This window comes from Ichthyenterobacterium magnum, from assembly GCF_003610635.1.
Lineage (GTDB): Bacteria > Bacteroidota > Bacteroidia > Flavobacteriales > Flavobacteriaceae > Ichthyenterobacterium > Ichthyenterobacterium magnum.
Genome location: NZ_RAQJ01000003.1, coordinates 366,662 through 385,361, shown reverse-complemented (window position 1 = coordinate 385,361; position 18,700 = coordinate 366,662). Strand labels below are relative to the sequence as shown.

Here is an 18,700-nt window from a genome sequence, read left to right as displayed (position 1 = left end):
GCAATTTAATATGGTGCAAAAATAAGGATTTAGATAAATGTTAAATGCTAATACTAGGTTAATTTGAATGAAAACCTTATAAATTTAATTCATCTTTAATTAAATAGCGTTGTTTGCTTTCTTTGGTTCTGAGAATAATTTCTCCAAGAAAACCTGCAACAAAAAATTGTGTACCAATAATCATGGTTGCTAAAGCAATATAAAACTGAGGTCGTTGTGTTATTAATCGCCCTGTTGGATTTAAAAAGAGTTTGTCAATCCCTAAATAAAAAGCAAAAGCAAAACCAATTGCAAACATTATAAAACCTAAGGCTCCAAATAAATGCATAGGTCTTTTACCAAAACGAGATAAAAACCAAATTGTAATTAAGTCTAAAAAGCCATATATAAAACGATTCATCCCAAACTTGGTGCTTCCGTATTTTCTGGCTTGATGTATTACAACTTTTTCTCCAATATTAGTAAAGCCTGCATTTTTTGCTAAAACAGGAATGTATCGATGCATTTCGCCGTTTACATCTATGTTTTTTACAACATCGTTACTGTAAGCTTTGAGTCCGCAATTAAAATCGTTAAGCTTTACACCAGAGGTTTTACGAGCAGCCCAATTAAATAGTTTTGATGGTAAATTTTTTGCTATTACAGAATCGTAACGTTTCTTTTTCCAGCCAGAAACTAAATCATAACCTTCAGAAATAATCATATTGTATAGAGATGGTATTTCGTCTGGACTATCTTGTAAATCGGCATCCATAGTAATAATAACATCACCATTGGCTTTATTAAAACCAGCATGCAATGCTTGAGATTTGCCAAAGTTTTTTAAAAACCTAATCCCTTTTACATTAGCATTTTTTTGAGAAAGTTGAGTAATAGTTTGCCATGAGTCATCAGTACTTCCATCATCGATAAAAATGATTTCATAAGAAAAATGATTGGACTGCATAACATTTGCAATCCAATCATGTAATTCTGTTAAAGACTCTTGTTCGTTAAGTAGTGGTATAACTACTGATATATTCATTTAAATAGTTTCAAAAATTTGATACCTCAAAAATACTGAAATTATTTAAGCATCTGGGTTAGCTTTTTTCATAATTGCAGCAACTATAAGTCCAATAACTGCATGGAATACTAAATAGAAGGCATTAGATTTTAATTGACTTACAATTTCAAACTGACCTTCTTGCTCTTCCATTTTTGTTATTGTATCTGCTATTGCGTCTTCAGGAGCACCAAAATTTTGCATCATTTCTGCAGTTTTTTCAATCATTTTTTCTTTTAAAGTAATAGCAGCATCTGGATCTATAAAATTAAAAAGTATAATACTTACTAGCATGCTAATTAAAACACCTATAGCTACCGTTATAAAGTAAGAGCTAAAAGCTTCTTTAAAGGTCAAAAAGCCATTAAGCATTTTTTTAGACTTACTAGTAGAAAATATACCAAAGCCTATTATTACAATTAGCATAATGATACCTAGCCACCATTGTGTTAGCAATTCAATTTGTATAGCATAAGCAAGTATAGTAACTGAAGCTAGAAAAAGGCCTAAGTATAAGCCATAATTGATAGCAGAAGATTTTAAAGATTTTTCCATAATAATTGTGATTTGTTAGTTTATATGTTAGTTAGTATTAAACATTAGTGGAATGTTACATTTTTATTTTTTTAAGAGTAAAAAAACGAATTAGAAATTTTAAAATAAAAAACAAAATAAATTATTGGTAATTTACAAAAAATACTTAAATTTGCAGCTCGAAAAAAGTAAAGATTATAAATCGTAACGCGATGAAAAAAGGTATACATCCAGAAAATTATAGACTAGTAGCATTTAAAGATATGTCGAATGAAGACGTATTTTTAACTAAGTCGACAGCAGATACTAACGAAACTTTAGAAGTTGATGGTGTTGAGTATCCATTAATTAAATTAGAGATTTCTAGAACATCTCACCCATTTTATACAGGTAAATCTAAATTGGTTGATACAGCTGGACGTATTGATAAGTTCAAAAACAAATACGCTAAATTTAAAAAATAAATTAAGCAACAATTTATATTTAAAGCCTTCAAGATTTATCTCGAAGGCTTTTTTGTTTTCTACAATTGCGTTACATTTGATTATAAATAACTGTAAATTTTCTGATGAATTATATTCTTTTTGATGGACCTTCACGTAATAACTTGTTACCATTTACTTATACAAGACCTGTTGCAGATATTAGAGTTGGTATTTTAACCATTCGCGAAAAATGGGAAACGTATTTAAAAAGTACTACAACAACAGTTACTGAAGCCTATTTATCTGAAAAATACCCGATGGTTGAGTTTGATGAAAATGTGATGATAAACTCATCATATCTTCCTAATAAGAGTCTGGTTGATTTGATTAAGAATTTAAAAGAGAATCAAGCTATTTTTAAAGGAGAAGATGTTGTCGCTTTTTACACAAAAGACACTCAAGACACTATTAATTTAGATTTGTATGACGCTATAGAACTTGAAGATGAGGTTATTAAAATAGAACATACATGGGATATTTTTTCTAAAAATGGAGATGCTATAAAAGCAGATTTTAATCTGTTAACAAAAGACAGAAAGTCACAGTCTATTCCTGAAACAAATAATATAATTGCTGCTGAACATATTTTTATAGAAGAAGGTGCAAAACTTGAGTTTGCTACATTAAATGCAAGTTCTGGACCTATTTATATTGGTAAAGATACAGAAATAATGGAAGGTAGTATTATTCGTGGTCCTTTTGCTTTGTGTGATAATGCTACGGTAAAATTAGGAGCAAAAATTTATGGACCAACAACAGTTGGGCCACATTCTAAAGTAGGAGGTGAGGTTAATAATTCAGTTTTGTTTGGGTATTCAAATAAAGGGCATGATGGGTTTTTAGGAAATTCTGTGCTTGGTGAATGGTGTAATTTAGGAGCAGATACTAATAACTCAAATCTTAAAAATAATTATGCTGAGGTAAGACTTTGGGATTATCAAACCGAAGGTTTTGCAAGAACTGGTTTACAGTTTTGTGGCCTTATGATGGGAGACCATAGTAAATGTGGTATTAATACTATGTTTAATACAGGAACCGTAGTTGGTGTAAGTGCTAATATCTTTGGAAGTGGTTTTCCTCGTAATTTTGTACCTAGTTTTTCTTGGGGAGGAAATTCTGGTTTTACTACTTACTTAACCAAAAAAGCTTTTGAGGTTGCTAAAGTTGTTATGTCTCGACGAGATATAGAATTTTCACCACAAGATGCCCAAATTTTAGAGCATGTTTTTGAAGAAACAAAAAAATACAGACGTGAATAATTACTCTTTTTTTACGCGTTTTAAATCTAATAAGTTGATGGGATTGATGCCTAAACCTGAAACATTTTTTCTAGTAAAACGAACCACTTCATCATAAAACATATTAATAACAGGTGCGTTTTGCATTACTAAAGAATCCATTTTAGTATAAAGCTTTTCTCTTTCTACAATGTTAGTTTCTGTAAAAGCTTGTTCATACCACGTATCAAATTGGTCGTCTTTAAAATGTGTATAGTTGGGACCATTTGGAGCGAAGTTCTTACTGTAATATAAGGATAGATAATTTTCAGCATCAGGATAGTCTGCAACCCAACTGGCTCTAAACATGTTTAGTTTACCGTTAGCTTTTGCGTCTTTAAGCGTTGCAGCAGGAATAACATCTACATTAATTTGTAGTCCAATTTTTTGAAGTTCCCTTTGTATAAATTCGCAAAAACTTAAGTAATTACTTGTTGTCGTTATTGTTAATTCAGGATTTTGGTTTTGGGTTTCTTCTATATATTGTTTAACTAAAGCTTTTGCTTTTTCAGGTTGATAATCGTAACCAATAGTGTCATCATATCCTGGTAAACCTTTTGGAATAAAACCTCCATTAGCAGGAATACCAACACCATTACGTAAATATATCATCATCTTTTTTCTGTCAAACCCATAGTTTGCTGCTTTACGTAGTAATTGTGATTGTATTTCAGAATCATTAGAATCCATGAAGAAAGCTAAATATTCGGTATTTAAATATGGTCCTCTAATCATGTTTACATCTAATAAATATGATTCTCTAAGTTTTCCGCTAGCAGTTAAAATTTCATCTTTGTAAGATGCATCTAAACCAGAAACAAAATCTATATTACCTTGTGCAAATTGTAAAAATTCACTTTGTTTATCAGGTAAAAAAGTGATGGCTATAGCTTCAAGATAGGGTAACGTATTTCCGTTAGAATCTGTTTCAAAATAATTGTTGTTCTTTCTTAGAACAAGTTTTATGTTTTCTTCCCAACGCTTAAATTTAAAAGGTCCTGTGCCAATTGGATGAGATCTAAAATCACTTCCATAGTGTTCTACAATTTCTTTAGGAACGACAGAACAATATTTCATAGTAAGTAAACCTAAAAATGCAGGGAAAGGTTGTTTTAAGTGTACTTTAAATAGGCTATCATTTTTAGCTTCAAAACTATCAACTTTATTTAAAACCCAACGTCCAGGAGATGCTACATTTTTATCTAATAGACGATTAAAACTATATTGAAAATCACGAGCATTTACTATTCTTGTAGAATCTATTCCAAATAGTTTAGATTTATGAAATTTCACATCATCTCTTAATATAAAAGAGTAGGTGAGTGCGTCTTCAGAAACTGACCAATCTTTAGCTATACAAGGTTGTACGTTTAAATTTTCATCCATTTGCACCAAACCATTAAAGAGTTGGTTAATAGCCCAAATATCTGCATTGTCTTTTGCGAAAGCAGGATCTAATGAACCTATGTTTTTGTGCTCATTATATCTAAAAACAAGATTGTCTTTATTAGTATTAGTTTGGTCTTTGCAAGAAAACAAAAATAATACAATACAACTCACTGATAAACAGATTAATGTTTTAGGTAGTTGTAATGAAAACCTTTTTACCATATCATATATAAGTTGTAAATTTGCCAACTTGGTAAAAATACAAGAATGAACGCTAGAAAAAAAGTCGCATTTTATACTTTGGGTTGTAAGCTTAATTTTTCTGAAACCTCTACAATTGCTAGAGATTTTAAAGATGAAGGTTTTGATCGTGTAGATTTTTCTGAAGAGGCAGATATTTATGTTATCAATACCTGTTCTGTAACAGAAAATGCAGACAAACGTTTTAAAACTATTGTAAAGCAAGCTCAAAAAACAAATCCTGAAGCTTTTGTTGCTGCTGTTGGTTGTTATGCGCAGCTTAAACCTCAAGAATTGGCAGATGTTAATGGTGTAGATTTAGTTCTTGGAGCCACAGAAAAATTTAAGATTACAGATTATATTAATGACTTATCTAAAAATGATTTTGGAGAAGTACATTCTTGCGAAATAGAAGATGCTGATTTTTATGTTGGTAGTTACTCAATAGGAGATCGGACTAGAGCATTTTTAAAAGTACAAGATGGCTGTGATTATAAATGTACCTATTGTACAATTCCATTAGCGAGAGGAATTTCTAGAAGTGATACTTTAGAAAATGTACTAAAAAATGCAAAAGAAATTTCTGAAAGAAATATTAAAGAGATAGTTTTAACTGGCGTAAATATTGGCGATTACGGTAAAGGTGAGTTTGGCAACAAAAAACACGAGCATACCTTTTATGAATTGGTAAAGGCGTTAGATAATGTTGAAGGTATAGAGCGTTTGCGCATATCGTCTATAGAGCCAAATTTACTTAAAAATGAAACGATTGATTTTGTGTCTAAGAGTAAAACATTTGTGCCTCATTTTCATATTCCTTTGCAAAGTGGAAGCAATACAATTTTAAAATTGATGCGTCGTCGCTATATGAAAGAGTTGTATGTAGATCGCGTGAATAAGATTAAAAAAGTGATGCCACATGCTTGTATAGGAGTTGATGCTATTGTAGGTTTTCCAGGAGAAACAGACGGGCATTTTTTAGAGACATACAATTTTTTAAATGAACTAGATATTTCGTATTTGCATGTTTTTACATATTCTGAAAGAGATAATACTGTAGCAGCAGAAATGGATAATGTTGTGCCTAAAAATGTAAGAACAAAACGCAGTAAAATGCTTCGAGGTTTATCTGTAAAAAAAAGACGTGCTTTTTACGAAAGTCAATTAAATAGTGATAGAACCGTTTTGTTTGAAAGCGAAAATAAAGAAGGTTACATTCATGGGTTTACTGAAAATTATGTAAAAGTAAAAACGCCTTGGAATCCAGAGTTAGTAAACACACTTCACAACATAAAGCTCACAAAAATTGATGATGACGGCATGGTTAGATTTGAGTTTATAAACGAATTAGTTGAATAATAAAAAAGGCTGAAACTAAAATTTCAGCCTTTTTTATTATAACTCTCTTAGCTATTATATTCTAATGCCTACAGGAAGCATTTTTTTATAGCGTCTGTTACGTCTAATAAATTTAGCTATTTCTGGACTAGTTGGAACAACACTAATATTACGTTCTTCAATATTTGCGAAAACTAGTTTTAAAAAATCTGCTTGAAACTCTTCATTATCTATAGCATCAGGAACTATAAGTTTTGTTAAAAAAATCTTACGATCTTGTAGCGAGTATTCAATTTTTGCTAAATTGCCATCCACCTTAAGTTCAAATTGGCGTAAAAAATCATTGTCAATTAATTCTGCTGCATCAGTCATAGTAATTTGTATTTAATTCGATGGTCGGTAAGGGTAAAAACTATAATTTTGTATAGTATAGAAGCGCAAATTTACAAAAAAATATAGCAGTTTCAAAAGTTTAAAAATTAAATGCCTGAAAATCAAGAAATCATACACGTGTATTTAATGCCAGGAATGGCAGCAAGTCCAATTATTTTTGAACGTATCAAGCTGCCAGAAAATCAATTTAAAATGCATTGGTTAGAATGGATGATACCTAAAGAAAATGAGTCTTTAGAGTCATATGCAAAGCGAATGACTGATAAGATTAAACATGATAATATTGTTTTACTTGGTGTGTCTTTTGGTGGTGTTTTGGTGCAAGAAATGAGTAAGTTTTTAAATTTAAAGAGACTAATTATTGTGTCTAGTGTAAAATCTAGATATGAATTACCTAAGCGTATGAAGCTTGCTAGAAAAACTAAAGCTTATAAATTAGCACCAACAAGAATATTAGCTAATGTTGAAACCTTTGCAAAATATGCTTTTGGTAAAAATGTAACAAAACGAGTGGAGCTTTATAAAAAGTACTTATCTGTAAATGATATTAGGTACTTAGATTGGGCTATTGAGCAAATGGTATGCTGGAATCAAGAAGAAGATATTGTTGACATCATTCATATACATGGAGATAAAGATGGCGTTTTTCCATACTCAAATATTAAAGATTGTATTACTATTAAAGACGGAACACATATTATGATATTAAACAAGTATAAATGGTTTAACGAAAACTTACCAAAACTTATAGTGCGCTAACTTTGAAAGCATTATGGAATTATTTACATTTATAAAAAAGGAATAAAATGAAATTTTTAAAAAATATTTTTGCAGCAATAGGCTTATTATGTGTATCTGGACTATTTATATTTGCTACTCAAGAAGTGCCTTCTGATGCACCACAGGATAATACTATAGAAAAAGAAGCTAAACTCATTAACGATTACAATATCTATGCATTATCTGTTCCAGATGCTTTAGATTTTGCTGGAGAAGCAATGCCTTTAGATAACCCAGATATATTAGAACGTATGGATCGTGAGTTATTGGTAAATACTTATTGGCAATCTAATGGTTTGTTAATGTTTAAAAGGGCTGAAAAATATTTCCCTATTATAGAACCTATTTTAAAAGCTAATAATATCCCAGATGATTTTAAATATCTAGCTGTTATTGAAAGTGGTTTAACTAATGCTGTGTCTCCAGCAGGTGCAAGAGGTGTTTGGCAAATCATGAAAACTACTGGTCGTGAAAATGGATTAGAAATAAACTCTAATGTTGATGAACGTTACCATTTAGAAATGGCAACTCAAGTAGCATGTAAATACCTTAAAAAGGCTAAAGATAAATTGGGGTCTTGGACGTTAGCTGCAGCTGCATATAATGCAGGTAATGCAGGTGTGTCAAGACGTTTAAAAGAACAAGGTGTCGCTAATTATTACGATTTACTTTTAGGAGAAGAAACGGGACGTTATTTATTTAGAATTGTAGCACTTAAAGAAATATTAAACCATCCTAAAAAGTATGGATTTAATTTTACAGAGAAAGATTTATATACTAGTGTTCCTACTTATAAAATTGAAGTAGATTCAGCAGTTACAGATTTTTCAAAATTTGCTAAGCAATTTGGTATAAACTATAAAATATTAAAAATTCACAATCCTTGGTTAAGGGAGAAACACCTTAATAATAAAACGAAAAAACAATATGTGATTGAAATTCCTAAAGAAGGATTTTACAGTGTTAACCCCTAAAATTAACGACGTCTCATATTTCTATTACCATAATGCTGGTTTGGTATAGAAGCTTTTTTCATTTGTTGTTTCATCATTTTAATTTGATCCGCCAACATATCACGTTTATCTAATTTTTTGGCTTCAGCTAATAGTTTATTAGCTTCTTGTGGTCGCCTTTTACTAAAGGCAATACCAGCTAAGTTTAATTTAGCCATAGCTAAATCGTGATCCATAGACAAACCTAAACCAATAGCCTTTTTAAAATATTTCTCGGCAGCATTCATATTAGTTTGTGATACCATAACACCATGCAAGTAGTTAAAATAACCTTCTTGTTTTTTTACTAATGCACTTGATGGGTTTTTTATTTTATTTAACCATTTTGTTGCACCTTCAAAATCCTGTTTGCGAAGTCTCAAAAAAGCAAGTAAAATAAATTCATTTTTAAAGTAAAGAAACACAAAGATTAATGATAGTAAAATAAACATGATACCATTACCAATATAGCCTTCAGTAAATTGATATACAGCATAAGCAAGGATTAAAAAAGTGATTACTAGTTTTATATTTTTATTGTACATCTTTATGTTTTAAAATTGAGAGTGCAAAGTTAATAAAAACAAATGAAAAAATTTTAATTTTTGGTTTGGCAAAGTAAAAACTCTTTGTATATTTGCACGCAGTTTTTGAGGACAGCTCGAAACAACAAAAAAGATATAAGTTTTTTAAAAATATAAGACAATGCCAAAAAGAACGTTTCAACCGTCAAAGAGAAAAAGAAGAAATAAACACGGTTTTAGAGAAAGAATGGCTTCTGTAAACGGAAGAAAAGTTTTAGCACGTAGAAGAGCTAAAGGAAGAAAGAAATTGTCTGTATCAACTGAAACTAGACATAAAAGATAATGATTAACAATTGTTAATATTTTAAAGGTGTTACTTAGGTGTAACACCTTTTTTTGTACCTAAACGTTACCTATTTTTGAACTCTCTAAAAGAACAAAAGAATGCCTAAAAACGAAAAATTAAAATCTATTTTAATAATTGGATCTGGTCCAATTATCATTGGTCAAGCTTGTGAATTTGATTATTCTGGGACACAAGCATTACGCTCTCTTCGAGAAGATGGTATTGAAACCATACTTATAAATTCTAATCCGGCAACTATAATGACGGATCCAACAATGGCTGACCATGTGTATTTGTTGCCATTAACAACAAAATCGATAATAAAGATTCTAAAAGAACACCCACAAATTGATGCTGTATTGCCAACAATGGGTGGACAAACTGCCTTAAATTTATGTATACAAGCCGATGAAAAAGGTATTTGGGAAGATTTTAATGTAGATATTATTGGTGTTGATATTGATGCCATTAATATTACTGAAGATAGAGAGCAATTTAGAGAATTAATGCTCAAAATAGGAGTGCCAATGGCGCCACAAGCTACAGCAAACTCATATTTAAAAGGAAAAGAAATTGCTCAAGAGTTTGGGTTTCCTTTAGTAATTAGAGCATCCTATACTTTGGGTGGAGAAGGTGCTTCTTTTGTTCATACTGAAGATCAATTTGATGAATTATTAACGCGTGGATTAGAAGTCTCTCCAATTCATGAAGTTATGATTGATAAAGCTTTAATCGGCTGGAAAGAATACGAATTAGAACTACTTAGAGACCAAAATGATAATGTTGTAATCATCTGTACAATAGAAAACATGGATCCAATGGGTATCCATACAGGAGATTCTATAACAGTTGCTCCAGCTATGACATTATCTGATACTACATACCAAAGAATGCGTGATATGGCAATACATATGATGCGCAGTATTGGTGATTTTGCTGGTGGATGTAATGTACAGTTTGCAGTAAGTCCTGATGAAAAGGAAGATATAATTGCTATAGAAATCAATCCTAGAGTTTCTCGTTCTTCTGCATTAGCAAGTAAAGCAACAGGATATCCTATTGCAAAAATTGCTGCTAAATTAGCCGTTGGTTATACTTTAGATGAACTTAATAACCAAATCACTAAATCTACATCTGCTTTATTTGAGCCTACGTTAGATTATGTTGTAGTTAAAATTCCGCGTTGGAATTTTGATAAGTTTGAAGGTTCTGATCGTACTTTAGGACTTCAAATGAAAGCTGTTGGTGAGGTTATGGCTATTGGCCGTTCATTTCAAGAAGCATTACATAAAGCAACACAATCTTTAGAGATTAAGCGTAATGGTTTAGGAGCAGATGGAAAAGGTTATAAAGATTATCAGCAAATTATAGATAAGCTAACGTATGCAAGTTGGGATCGTGTATTTGCCATTTATGATGCCATTCAAATGGGAATTCCATTGAGTAGAATACATGAGATTACAAAAATAGATATGTGGTTCTTAAAGCAATATGAAGAACTTTATATGCTAGAAAAAGAGATTTCTACATTTAATATTGAAACTATTGAGCGTGACTTATTACTAGAAGCTAAACAAAAAGGTTATGGTGATCGTCAAATAGCGCACATGCTAAAATGTTTAGAAAGTCAAGTTTATAATAAAAGAGTAGAGTTAAATATTAATCGTGTTTACAAATTAGTAGACACTTGTGCTGCAGAGTTTAAAGCACAAACACCATACTATTATTCTACGTTTGAAAATGAAGTTGAAACTACAAATGGAGAACGTTATGCTCATAATGAAAGTGTAGTTTCAGATAAAAAGAAAATTATAGTTTTAGGATCTGGACCAAACCGAATCGGACAAGGTATAGAATTTGATTATTGTTGTGTTCATGGCGTTTTAGCTAGTTCTGAATGTGGCTACGAAACTATTATGATTAACTGTAATCCTGAAACTGTATCTACAGATTTTGATATTGCAGATAAATTGTATTTCGAACCTGTTTTTTGGGAACATATTTATGATATTATTCGTCATGAAAAACCTGAAGGCGTTATTGTACAATTAGGCGGACAGACAGCATTAAAACTAGCTGAAAAACTAGATCGTTACGGAATTAAAATTTTAGGAACGACATATCAATCTTTAGATTTAGCTGAAGATAGAGGCTTGTTTTCTAATCTTTTAAAGGAGAATAATATTCCTTATCCAGAGTTTGATATCGCTACAACAGCAGATGAAGCTTCTGCTATTGCAGATGTATTAGATTTTCCAATTTTAGTGAGACCATCATATGTACTTGGAGGTCAAGGCATGAAAATTGTAATTAACAAGCAAGAACTAGAAGAGCATGTCGTAGATTTACTTCGTAAAATGCCTGATAATCAACTGTTATTAGATCATTATCTTGATGGTGCCATAGAGGCTGAAGCAGATGCGATTTGTGATGGAGAAAATGTGTATATCATTGGTATAATGGAACATATTGAACCTTGCGGAATCCATTCTGGTGATAGTAACGCTACTTTACCACCTTTTAATTTGGGAGAGTTTGTAATGCAACAAATTAAAGACCATACTAAAAAAATAGCATTAGCCTTAAACACAGTAGGCCTAATAAACATTCAGTTTGCTATAAAAGATGATAAGGTATACATCATTGAAGCTAACCCAAGAGCCTCTCGTACAGTACCTTTTATAGCTAAAGCTTATGGAGAACCTTATGTGAATTACGCAACCAAAGTCATGTTAGGAGAGAAAAAGGTTACAGATTTTAATTTTAATCCAAAACTAGAAGGTTTTGCTATAAAACAACCTGTATTTTCATTTAATAAGTTTCCTAACGTAAATAAAAAGCTAGGACCAGAAATGAAAAGTACTGGTGAAAGTATACTATTTATTGATAGCTTAAAGGAGGACGAATTTTATAATTTGTACTCTAGACGTAAGATGTACTTGAGTAAATAGCAATAATTTTCGATAAACTACCTAGTGTAATTGGTTATTAATAATTATTTTAGCTGAAAATTGTCTCAAAATTTATCTAAATGATGATTAAACATGCTTACTTAGTTGTTTTGTTATTTATGTCTACACTTTCTTTTTCGCAAAAGAATATATTTGATGTGGCGCGTTCTGGTACAATAGATGAACTTAAAGCATTAATGTCTATAAATGCTGATACTATAAATGTAGTTGACGCTAATGGGTTTTCACCATTAACTTTGGCGTGTTATAAAGGTAGTGATGAGTTAGCTGTTTTTTTAGCTAGTAAAGTTAAGGATATAGATGGCAATAGTAAATATGGTACACCTTTAATGGCTGCTGTTTATAAAAATAGAGAAGCAGTTGTTAAAGCTTTATTAGACTTTAAAGCAGATCCAAATAAAGTAGATGCTAATGGAAAAATCCCTTTACATTATGCGGTTTTTAATCGTAATGAAGCATTAATCAAACTTTTAGTTGATGCAGGAGCTAATCCTACTTTAAAAGATAAAAGAGGAGATTCTGCTTTAGATTATGCGAAAATGACACAAAACGAAGCGATACTTAAACTTATTAATAATAAATAAATTGACTATGAAAAAAATTACTTTAATCATATTATGCTTGTTCGGGTTTTCTAACATAGCATTTAGTCAAACTTATACTACAGGGTCTATGCAACTCTTTAGTGATGAAGATTATAATTTTTCTGCAAAAATTGACGTTACTTCTACACTTGTGACATTAACTTTGAGTGGTCCTGATGGCAAATATTTGGCTTTAGGTTTTGGAAATCCTAATGATTTAGGTGGAACACCAAGAGGTATGATAGTGGGCAATGATGTTGTTATTTATGATGGTACCAACTTATCTGATCGTTATTTTGGTCTTGAAGGGATGACGCCAGGAACCAATGCGCAAGGTATTGAGCCTAGTGTAGATGATAATCAAGATTGGACAATTGTATCTAATACTATAGATGGAGAAACAGGTAATAGAGAGATTGTTGCAACTAGATTACCAGATACAGGTCATGATGGCGATTATGTATTTTCTGCTGGAGCTGCTTCATTAGATTTAGTATGGTCGTTTGGATTTACTTATACTATAGCTTATCATGGCGGGAATAGAGGTATAACTATGCAGTCATTTACTCTAAGTACAGATAGTGTTGAAGCTACACCTAATAAATTTTATATTTCACCTAATCCAGCACATTCAAGACTTAATTTGCATTTAACACAAAGTATAGAAAATGCTTATGTTTCAGTGTTTGATGTATTAGGGAAAAGAGTTTACAGAGGAGAAATTAGTACGTTATCATCATCTATAGATGTGTCTAAATGGAATAGTGGGATATATCTAGTTAGAGTATTTAATGATAATGTAACACTTACTAAACGTTTTGTGAAACAATAACAAATTACAATTATAAAGATACTATTAAACCATCAGTTTTGCTGATGGTTTTTTATTTCTGATTAAGTTCAAATTCAAAAGACACTTTAATAGCTTCTGATACTTTATTTCTTACAATTTTCGGGATTTTTATTTCATAGTCTGATGCATTAGCTTCAAAATGTCCTTTGATATAAATTATGTTACCAATTCTTTTAACATCAATACTAATTGATTCTAGTTTTTTTGAAATACCGTGAAATGTCAGTTCACCATTAAAACTCAAATGTTTAGAGTTTTGATTTAATTCTTCAGATGAAAAGCCAACAATTTTACCTTTAAATATTGCTTTAGGATACGTGTCAGATTCAGCATAGTTCTCATTAAAATGTTCTTCCATTAAAGCATTTTTAAAACGAAATCCTTTAACTAGAAGTAGAGCTGCAAATTCACCATTTTCAGTATTTAAAATAGCCGTTGTTGAAGTGTTCTTTGCTTTCACTTCTTCAAAAGAAGGAACAGAAGCTTCAAATGCTACCAATCCAACTTTTGTATAGTATTTGCTTTGAGAAAAGCTAGAAATAGAAATAAGTAAGAGTATATAAATTAAATGTTTCATTTAGGTTATGTGTTATTCTATTAAACCATCTGCTTCCCATTGTATAACGAGGTCTATCAAGTTTTGAGGTAATTTTGGACCACCAAAAGGCATAGAAAATGCTAAATCATCAGAAGAGATTCTATTTATTAAACCTCTATTTTCAATTGCATCTTTAACATTTTCATAAGTTAATAATGGCATTGGTGCATCGTTTATTGGAGGATTGTTATGACACTCTATACAATTGTTATCTATTATCGTTTTTATATTAGAAGTGTAGGTTACAACTGTAGGCAATGGTATAGTCTCTATCAAATCATTTTCACTAGCGTTAGTACAATTAAATAGTATTAAGCTAGAAATTAATAATGTTGCAATACTGTTTTTCATGATTTATAGTTTAAAATACACGACTTAAATTAAATCCAAAATAGATGTTACCATCACTCCAATTCCCTGTTCCTTGGCCTAAAAAACTGTTTGTGTTCATGGCTTGAGCGTTAGAAAAATGCATTTGAAAGACGTGTCCTCCGGTTTCTAAATCAAAACCTATAGATAATGGGTTTTTGAATGGAGAATTACTAGCTCTATTTAAATGCCATCCATAATCCATATTTATTGACCAACGTTTTCCTAGTTTATGTCTACCTCCAATACCAAGAGCAAATTGAGAATTATCTTGTGGATTATAAAACACATAGTTATCATGAAAGAAAGTTGGCGCAATTTCTACTGAAAAATTTGTATTAAGTTTTCTTGAAATTAGTAATTGCATAACATAGCTTAAGCGATGCTTAAACTCCAATTTTGGTAAGTTTTCTTTTTCAAGACCAGTATTTATTGTAATAGAATTAAAACCTACAATAGTAAAAGGAGAACCAATTTTCTTTTGTCTACAAAGACGATATTTTAATGCTATATCATACACTTTTTGAAATGAACTTCTCGAAACACCAATATTAAACCCATCAGTAACTCCATAAACAAAATTTAGTCTTGTAACTGCATCATCTAGACCAAAAAAATTATCTAATCCATTCTCAATACTACCAAATCTGTGCGATACAATAAAAGTGAGTTCTTTTTTCGCAACAAGTTTTGTAGATTCAAAATTCACGATTTTTAATCCCTTAAATGCTGCAGATACATAATCATTTTGTGTTGAATCTGTATCTATCTCACTAAGCAAATCATTTTGTGCTATTACAGAAATAGTAAAAAAAGTAAATAGAAACAGTAGTAAAACTTTCATTAGTATATTGAATTTAAAAGGCTGTTTGAAAAGTGTCATTCTGAATGAAAATGAAGAATCTCTAAAAAATCAAAGTTCTAATTTATAGATGGTTGAGATTTTTAGACTTAGCTCAAGATGACAATAAAATCACTTTTCAAACAGTCTCTATTTAGTATATGTTAATTTTTTATAAATCGTTGTGTTTCAGATTTGTCTTCAGCAGAAATTTTAATTAAATATAAACCACTATTAAGATGAGCAACATTAATTTCTGATAGGTTTTCTGAGTTTAAACCTTGGCTTAAAACGAGCTTTCCTAGTATATCAAAAACCTCTAGATTTCCATTTGAAATCCCGCTTTTTAATTGAATATTCAGCATAGAATCTGTTGGATTTGGGTACACTGAAAAACTAGATGAATTCTCGAAATCATCTATGCCTAATAACGTATCCCAAAATGATGCTCCGTTTTGACCTCCATTTCCGGTATACTCATATGGTGGCGAAACATTTACAAATGTACCAGCTGTCCAAATACCTTTTGTTACAGCTACACTTTCTCTTCCATTTCCTCCGCTTCCCCATTGCATAAAGTCTACCATTCTTGTTGCATCACCAAAACTTCCTGTAGCAAGATATAAGCCTAAATCTGCTGCAGTATCATTTAAATAACCACCGCCATTAATAGATACAACAACATCTTGATTTGGTCCTAAGTTTAATGATCCGCTTTGTACTGTAGTTTGCGAGCTTAATGTTCTGTAAGCTATTAAAGAGCAAAGCCTATAGTTTGCAATATTTACTGTTGATCCACCATAATTATGAATCTTTACTGTTTCTGCTGCTGGATCTACTTCAACTATTCTAATTTGCGCATTAGTAGTATTGCTTATAAATGTGATAAGCATTAGTGCTAAAATTCCTTTAATTGTGTAATTTTTTTTCATAGTATTTAATTTTAATTGATTATTGAACATTGATCTAACTTTATTTGCTCTAGCAAATCGTCGTATCCTATAACACGACCTTTAATTTTTACTTTTTCACCTTTTTTTATTGTTTTAATTATTTGGTTAGTAAACAAACAAAACACCTTATTATCTAAAGTGATATTATTAGAGTTTACTTCTGTTACTTGACCAGAGATTTCAATAGTTTTGTTCAAGTATTTTTCCTGAGATAATACAGGATTATTTATAAATTCTGCATTTATATTATTTGAGCTTATGGTAAATTTGGGTTGTTCTTTATGTATATCTCTATGGTCTTTATAGATATAGTTATAACCAATTATGATAATTAATATTAAAGCAATAAGAGCAATATATTTTTTCATAATTATATTTTTTTAAAACTGCTTCAGAACTTTAACTGAAGCAGTTTTTTGGCTAAAGCATTTAACAGATATGCTAAATTTTTCTTTTTCATTTTAGCCATTATTTAGTTACAATTGTTTCTGTATCTCAGTCTATCATTATCTCCTACAACAAAATTTATTCTTGATTCATCATTGTTTTCTCCAGCTTCTTGTAATCTCCAATTATTGTTGCAAAGCGGTAAGCTGGGTATATCTATTATTACGGTAATGTTATTTCCAGTTCCGCTAATTATCCATGTTCCATAAACAGTAATACTTGACCAAAAAACAGATAGTGTTCCATCATTAAAAAAGTTGAAGTCATAACCCTCATAAGCAGAGTCATAATTAGTATCATTTCTTTTTAACTTATCTACATGCCAATTTGGGCAATTAATTAATATGGCTTCAATTTGTGATGGTGTACAAGTATTACAATCATCGTCATTATAATCATAATCGTCATCTTCATTGCAATTGTTTTGAGCATTTTCTATAGAGCTTTCTAACTCATTTAGAGTATTTACAATTACTTGAGATTGGTCTGAATGTATAAGCGTAATAGGAAAGTTTAGAGTTACAATATTACTATCATTAATAGTTGTAATAAAAGTGTATAGCTGATTGTCATTTGTAAATGTTTCAGTTGAAAATAATTCTGTATTGATATCAAAAACTGAAGCAGAAAATGGGTATTGAAAATCTATACATTCTATATCATCATCAATTTCGTTTTCACCATTACAGTTACTAGCATAATTATGTAACGCAGTAATACTATTAATAACAATTTCAGTGAAATCTGCTTGAATTATTGTTATAGGAAATTGAATATCTAATACGTCTACATCGTCATCAGTTTCATCAAAAATATATTCAATACTATAATAGTCGCTACTAGAGTTTATAATAAGTTCTTCATTATTAGCGGTTACAGTTGTTGGAAGTTTTACGTTTAGACAATTTGCAGAATCTATTATATTGTCTTCAGAACCATCATTTAAAGCTGTTCTTTGCAACAAAGATGCTATGTTAGAGTTTGCTTCAACTGTATCTTCATCTGGAGCTTGAATGAGCTCCATTTCTTCCTTTCTACAAGATGAAAACATCAAGAAAGCTATAATGATTAAATATGTAGTTTTATTTAGTTTAGATGTCATAATGCGTTTATTAACGTGTTCGCATTTATAATATAACAACTTGGCTTTTAAAACTCCTGAACTTTTATTAAAAAAATATTTATCTACCTTTAAGCAAAACTATTAGACCATTGCCTGAGAATTGCACTAACAATGTATGCGAAACACCAGTTTTTGAGCGTGTTTATAAACAACATTCAAAAGATTTACACGATTTTTTGTACTATAAATATGGTGCTCAATTTAATCCAAAAGACAAAGTGCAAGAAGCATTTATTAAGCTTTGGGACAATTGTAAACAAGTGAGTTTAGATAACGCAAAGTCGTTTTTGTTTACAGTTGCAAATAACTTAACGCTTAATGAAATTAAGCATCAAAAGGTAGTTTTAAAGTACAAGCAAAATAAACCAAAGCATTATACAAAAGAGACGCCTGAGTTTATTTTAGAACAAGAACAGTTTCTCGAAAAATATAAAAAAGTACTTTCTAGTTTAAGTGAGGATCAGCGCGTTGCATTTTTATTAAGTAAAGCTGAAGGAAAAAAGCATAGTGAAATTGCAGAACTCTTGGGTGTAACAAAAAAAGTTGTTGAGTATAGAATATATAGCGCTTTTAAAATTTTAAAAACTGAACTAGAAGGATTTAAATTAAAATAATAA

General features: G+C 30.6%; 21 protein-coding genes. 10 read left to right on the top strand and 11 right to left on the bottom strand.

The window, feature by feature from the left end; translation table 11 throughout:
• Positions 1 to 76: 76 nt before the first annotated feature.
• Positions 77 to 1,024 carry a glycosyltransferase family 2 protein gene (locus BXY80_RS10020; RefSeq protein WP_120201508.1) on the bottom strand — a complete coding sequence of 316 codons (948 nt, stop codon included), beginning with the start codon at positions 1,022 to 1,024 and terminating at the stop codon, positions 77 to 79.
• 45 nt (positions 1,025 to 1,069) lie between these two features.
• Complete coding sequence (locus tag BXY80_RS10015) at positions 1,070 to 1,600, bottom strand: DUF4199 domain-containing protein (RefSeq protein WP_120201506.1); 531 nt, start codon at positions 1,598 to 1,600, stop codon at positions 1,070 to 1,072.
• A 191-nt stretch (positions 1,601 to 1,791) separates the two neighbouring features.
• Between BXY80_RS10015 and BXY80_RS10010 the strand changes: the two genes are divergently transcribed.
• Both BXY80_RS10010 and BXY80_RS10005 read left to right on the top strand, forming a co-directional pair.
• The gene (locus BXY80_RS10010) at positions 1,792 to 2,043 is read left to right on the top strand and encodes a type B 50S ribosomal protein L31 (protein WP_120201504.1); all 252 of its coding nucleotides are present in this window, start codon (positions 1,792 to 1,794) and stop codon (positions 2,041 to 2,043) included.
• 104 nt (positions 2,044 to 2,147) lie between these two features.
• Entirely contained in the window at positions 2,148 to 3,323 is a 1,176-nt protein-coding gene (locus BXY80_RS10005) for a GlmU family protein (protein WP_120201503.1), read from the top strand.
• On the opposite strand, the gene BXY80_RS10000 is transcribed toward BXY80_RS10005, so the two are convergent.
• Complete coding sequence (locus tag BXY80_RS10000) at positions 3,324 to 4,952, bottom strand: ABC transporter substrate-binding protein (protein WP_120201501.1); 1,629 nt, start codon at positions 4,950 to 4,952, stop codon at positions 3,324 to 3,326.
• 45 nt (positions 4,953 to 4,997) lie between these two features.
• On the opposite strand from BXY80_RS10000, the gene mtaB reads away from it, so the two are divergent.
• Positions 4,998 to 6,329: a tRNA (N(6)-L-threonylcarbamoyladenosine(37)-C(2))-methylthiotransferase MtaB gene (gene mtaB, locus BXY80_RS09995; RefSeq protein WP_120201499.1), complete on the top strand. Its 1,332-nt coding sequence runs from the start codon at positions 4,998 to 5,000 to the stop codon at positions 6,327 to 6,329.
• 54 nt (positions 6,330 to 6,383) lie between these two features.
• Here the strand turns inward: mtaB and BXY80_RS09990 are convergent, their stop codons facing one another.
• The gene (locus BXY80_RS09990) at positions 6,384 to 6,680 is read right to left on the bottom strand and encodes a GNAT family N-acetyltransferase (RefSeq protein WP_120201497.1); all 297 of its coding nucleotides are present in this window, start codon (positions 6,678 to 6,680) and stop codon (positions 6,384 to 6,386) included.
• A 111-nt stretch (positions 6,681 to 6,791) separates the two neighbouring features.
• Between BXY80_RS09990 and BXY80_RS09985 the strand changes: the two genes are divergently transcribed.
• The gene (locus BXY80_RS09985) at positions 6,792 to 7,460 is read left to right on the top strand and encodes an alpha/beta hydrolase (protein ID WP_120201495.1); all 669 of its coding nucleotides are present in this window, start codon (positions 6,792 to 6,794) and stop codon (positions 7,458 to 7,460) included.
• Between the two features lie 47 nt (positions 7,461 to 7,507).
• Positions 7,508 to 8,455 (top strand): lytic transglycosylase domain-containing protein, encoded by a 948-nt coding sequence (locus BXY80_RS09980; RefSeq protein ID WP_120201493.1) that lies wholly within the window; start codon positions 7,508 to 7,510, stop codon positions 8,453 to 8,455.
• 2 nt (positions 8,456 to 8,457) lie between these two features.
• Here BXY80_RS09980 and BXY80_RS09975 read toward each other — a convergent pair whose 3' ends face one another.
• Positions 8,458 to 9,018 (bottom strand): tetratricopeptide repeat protein, encoded by a 561-nt coding sequence (locus BXY80_RS09975; protein WP_120201491.1) that lies wholly within the window; start codon positions 9,016 to 9,018, stop codon positions 8,458 to 8,460.
• 160 nt (positions 9,019 to 9,178) lie between these two features.
• Between BXY80_RS09975 and rpmH the strand changes: the two genes are divergently transcribed.
• The 4 genes from rpmH to BXY80_RS09955 all read left to right on the top strand — a co-directional run bounded on the left by rpmH (position 9,179) and on the right by BXY80_RS09955 (position 13,731).
• A complete protein-coding gene (rpmH, locus tag BXY80_RS09970) occupies positions 9,179 to 9,340 on the top strand; it encodes a 50S ribosomal protein L34 (protein ID WP_040278062.1) in 162 nt (53 codons plus the stop codon).
• A 101-nt stretch (positions 9,341 to 9,441) separates the two neighbouring features.
• Complete coding sequence (gene carB, locus BXY80_RS09965; protein ID WP_120201489.1) at positions 9,442 to 12,294, top strand: carbamoyl-phosphate synthase large subunit; 2,853 nt, start codon at positions 9,442 to 9,444, stop codon at positions 12,292 to 12,294.
• An 80-nt stretch (positions 12,295 to 12,374) separates the two neighbouring features.
• The gene (locus BXY80_RS09960; protein ID WP_245977250.1) at positions 12,375 to 12,899 is read left to right on the top strand and encodes an ankyrin repeat domain-containing protein; all 525 of its coding nucleotides are present in this window, start codon (positions 12,375 to 12,377) and stop codon (positions 12,897 to 12,899) included.
• A 7-nt stretch (positions 12,900 to 12,906) separates the two neighbouring features.
• The gene (locus tag BXY80_RS09955; RefSeq protein ID WP_120201487.1) at positions 12,907 to 13,731 is read left to right on the top strand and encodes a T9SS type A sorting domain-containing protein; all 825 of its coding nucleotides are present in this window, start codon (positions 12,907 to 12,909) and stop codon (positions 13,729 to 13,731) included.
• A gap of 52 nt (positions 13,732 to 13,783) precedes the next feature.
• Here the strand turns inward: BXY80_RS09955 and BXY80_RS09950 are convergent, their stop codons facing one another.
• The 6 genes from BXY80_RS09950 to BXY80_RS09925 form a co-directional block, all read right to left on the bottom strand.
• Complete coding sequence (locus BXY80_RS09950) at positions 13,784 to 14,329, bottom strand: YceI family protein (protein ID WP_120201485.1); 546 nt, start codon at positions 14,327 to 14,329, stop codon at positions 13,784 to 13,786.
• Between the two features lie 12 nt (positions 14,330 to 14,341).
• Positions 14,342 to 14,701 (bottom strand): hypothetical protein, encoded by a 360-nt coding sequence (locus BXY80_RS09945; protein WP_120201483.1) that lies wholly within the window; start codon positions 14,699 to 14,701, stop codon positions 14,342 to 14,344.
• A gap of 10 nt (positions 14,702 to 14,711) precedes the next feature.
• Entirely contained in the window at positions 14,712 to 15,563 is an 852-nt protein-coding gene (locus BXY80_RS09940) for a DUF5777 family beta-barrel protein (RefSeq protein WP_120201586.1), read from the bottom strand.
• 161 nt (positions 15,564 to 15,724) lie between these two features.
• Positions 15,725 to 16,492, bottom strand: coding sequence for a T9SS type A sorting domain-containing protein (locus tag BXY80_RS09935; RefSeq protein ID WP_162843302.1), 768 nt, complete (start codon positions 16,490 to 16,492; stop codon positions 15,725 to 15,727).
• 11 nt (positions 16,493 to 16,503) lie between these two features.
• A complete protein-coding gene (locus BXY80_RS09930) occupies positions 16,504 to 16,881 on the bottom strand; it encodes an OB-fold protein (protein WP_120201479.1) in 378 nt (125 codons plus the stop codon).
• A gap of 104 nt (positions 16,882 to 16,985) precedes the next feature.
• Positions 16,986 to 18,062 carry a hypothetical protein gene (locus BXY80_RS09925; protein ID WP_120201477.1) on the bottom strand — a complete coding sequence of 359 codons (1,077 nt, stop codon included), beginning with the start codon at positions 18,060 to 18,062 and terminating at the stop codon, positions 16,986 to 16,988.
• A gap of 110 nt (positions 18,063 to 18,172) precedes the next feature.
• Between BXY80_RS09925 and BXY80_RS09920 the strand changes: the two genes are divergently transcribed.
• Positions 18,173 to 18,697, top strand: a complete 525-nt coding sequence (locus BXY80_RS09920) for an RNA polymerase sigma factor (RefSeq protein WP_120201475.1) — start codon at positions 18,173 to 18,175, stop codon at positions 18,695 to 18,697.
• Positions 18,698 to 18,700 lie beyond the last annotated feature (3 nt).

Bases quoted from the DNA above. Each gene is read 5' to 3' on its own strand.
- BXY80_RS10020 (WP_120201508.1), bottom strand. From the start codon at position 1,024: ATGAATATATCAGTAGTTATACCACTACTTAACGAACAAGAGTCTTTA.
- BXY80_RS10015 (WP_120201506.1), bottom strand. From the start codon at position 1,600: ATGGAAAAATCTTTAAAATCTTCTGCTATCAATTATGGCTTATACTTA.
- BXY80_RS10010 (WP_120201504.1), top strand. From the start codon at position 1,792: ATGAAAAAAGGTATACATCCAGAAAATTATAGACTAGTAGCATTTAAA.
- BXY80_RS10005 (WP_120201503.1), top strand. From the start codon at position 2,148: ATGAATTATATTCTTTTTGATGGACCTTCACGTAATAACTTGTTACCA.
- BXY80_RS10000 (WP_120201501.1), bottom strand. From the start codon at position 4,952: ATGGTAAAAAGGTTTTCATTACAACTACCTAAAACATTAATCTGTTTA.
- mtaB (WP_120201499.1), top strand. From the start codon at position 4,998: ATGAACGCTAGAAAAAAAGTCGCATTTTATACTTTGGGTTGTAAGCTT.
- BXY80_RS09990 (WP_120201497.1), bottom strand. From the start codon at position 6,680: ATGACTGATGCAGCAGAATTAATTGACAATGATTTTTTACGCCAATTT.
- BXY80_RS09985 (WP_120201495.1), top strand. From the start codon at position 6,792: ATGCCTGAAAATCAAGAAATCATACACGTGTATTTAATGCCAGGAATG.
- BXY80_RS09980 (WP_120201493.1), top strand. From the start codon at position 7,508: ATGAAATTTTTAAAAAATATTTTTGCAGCAATAGGCTTATTATGTGTA.
- BXY80_RS09975 (WP_120201491.1), bottom strand. From the start codon at position 9,018: ATGTACAATAAAAATATAAAACTAGTAATCACTTTTTTAATCCTTGCT.
- rpmH (WP_040278062.1), top strand. From the start codon at position 9,179: ATGCCAAAAAGAACGTTTCAACCGTCAAAGAGAAAAAGAAGAAATAAA.
- carB (WP_120201489.1), top strand. From the start codon at position 9,442: ATGCCTAAAAACGAAAAATTAAAATCTATTTTAATAATTGGATCTGGT.
- BXY80_RS09960 (WP_245977250.1), top strand. From the start codon at position 12,375: ATGATGATTAAACATGCTTACTTAGTTGTTTTGTTATTTATGTCTACA.
- BXY80_RS09955 (WP_120201487.1), top strand. From the start codon at position 12,907: ATGAAAAAAATTACTTTAATCATATTATGCTTGTTCGGGTTTTCTAAC.
- BXY80_RS09950 (WP_120201485.1), bottom strand. From the start codon at position 14,329: ATGAAACATTTAATTTATATACTCTTACTTATTTCTATTTCTAGCTTT.
- BXY80_RS09945 (WP_120201483.1), bottom strand. From the start codon at position 14,701: ATGAAAAACAGTATTGCAACATTATTAATTTCTAGCTTAATACTATTT.
- BXY80_RS09940 (WP_120201586.1), bottom strand. From the start codon at position 15,563: ATGAAAGTTTTACTACTGTTTCTATTTACTTTTTTTACTATTTCTGTA.
- BXY80_RS09935 (WP_162843302.1), bottom strand. From the start codon at position 16,492: ATGAAAAAAAATTACACAATTAAAGGAATTTTAGCACTAATGCTTATC.
- BXY80_RS09930 (WP_120201479.1), bottom strand. From the start codon at position 16,881: ATGAAAAAATATATTGCTCTTATTGCTTTAATATTAATTATCATAATT.
- BXY80_RS09925 (WP_120201477.1), bottom strand. From the start codon at position 18,062: ATGACATCTAAACTAAATAAAACTACATATTTAATCATTATAGCTTTC.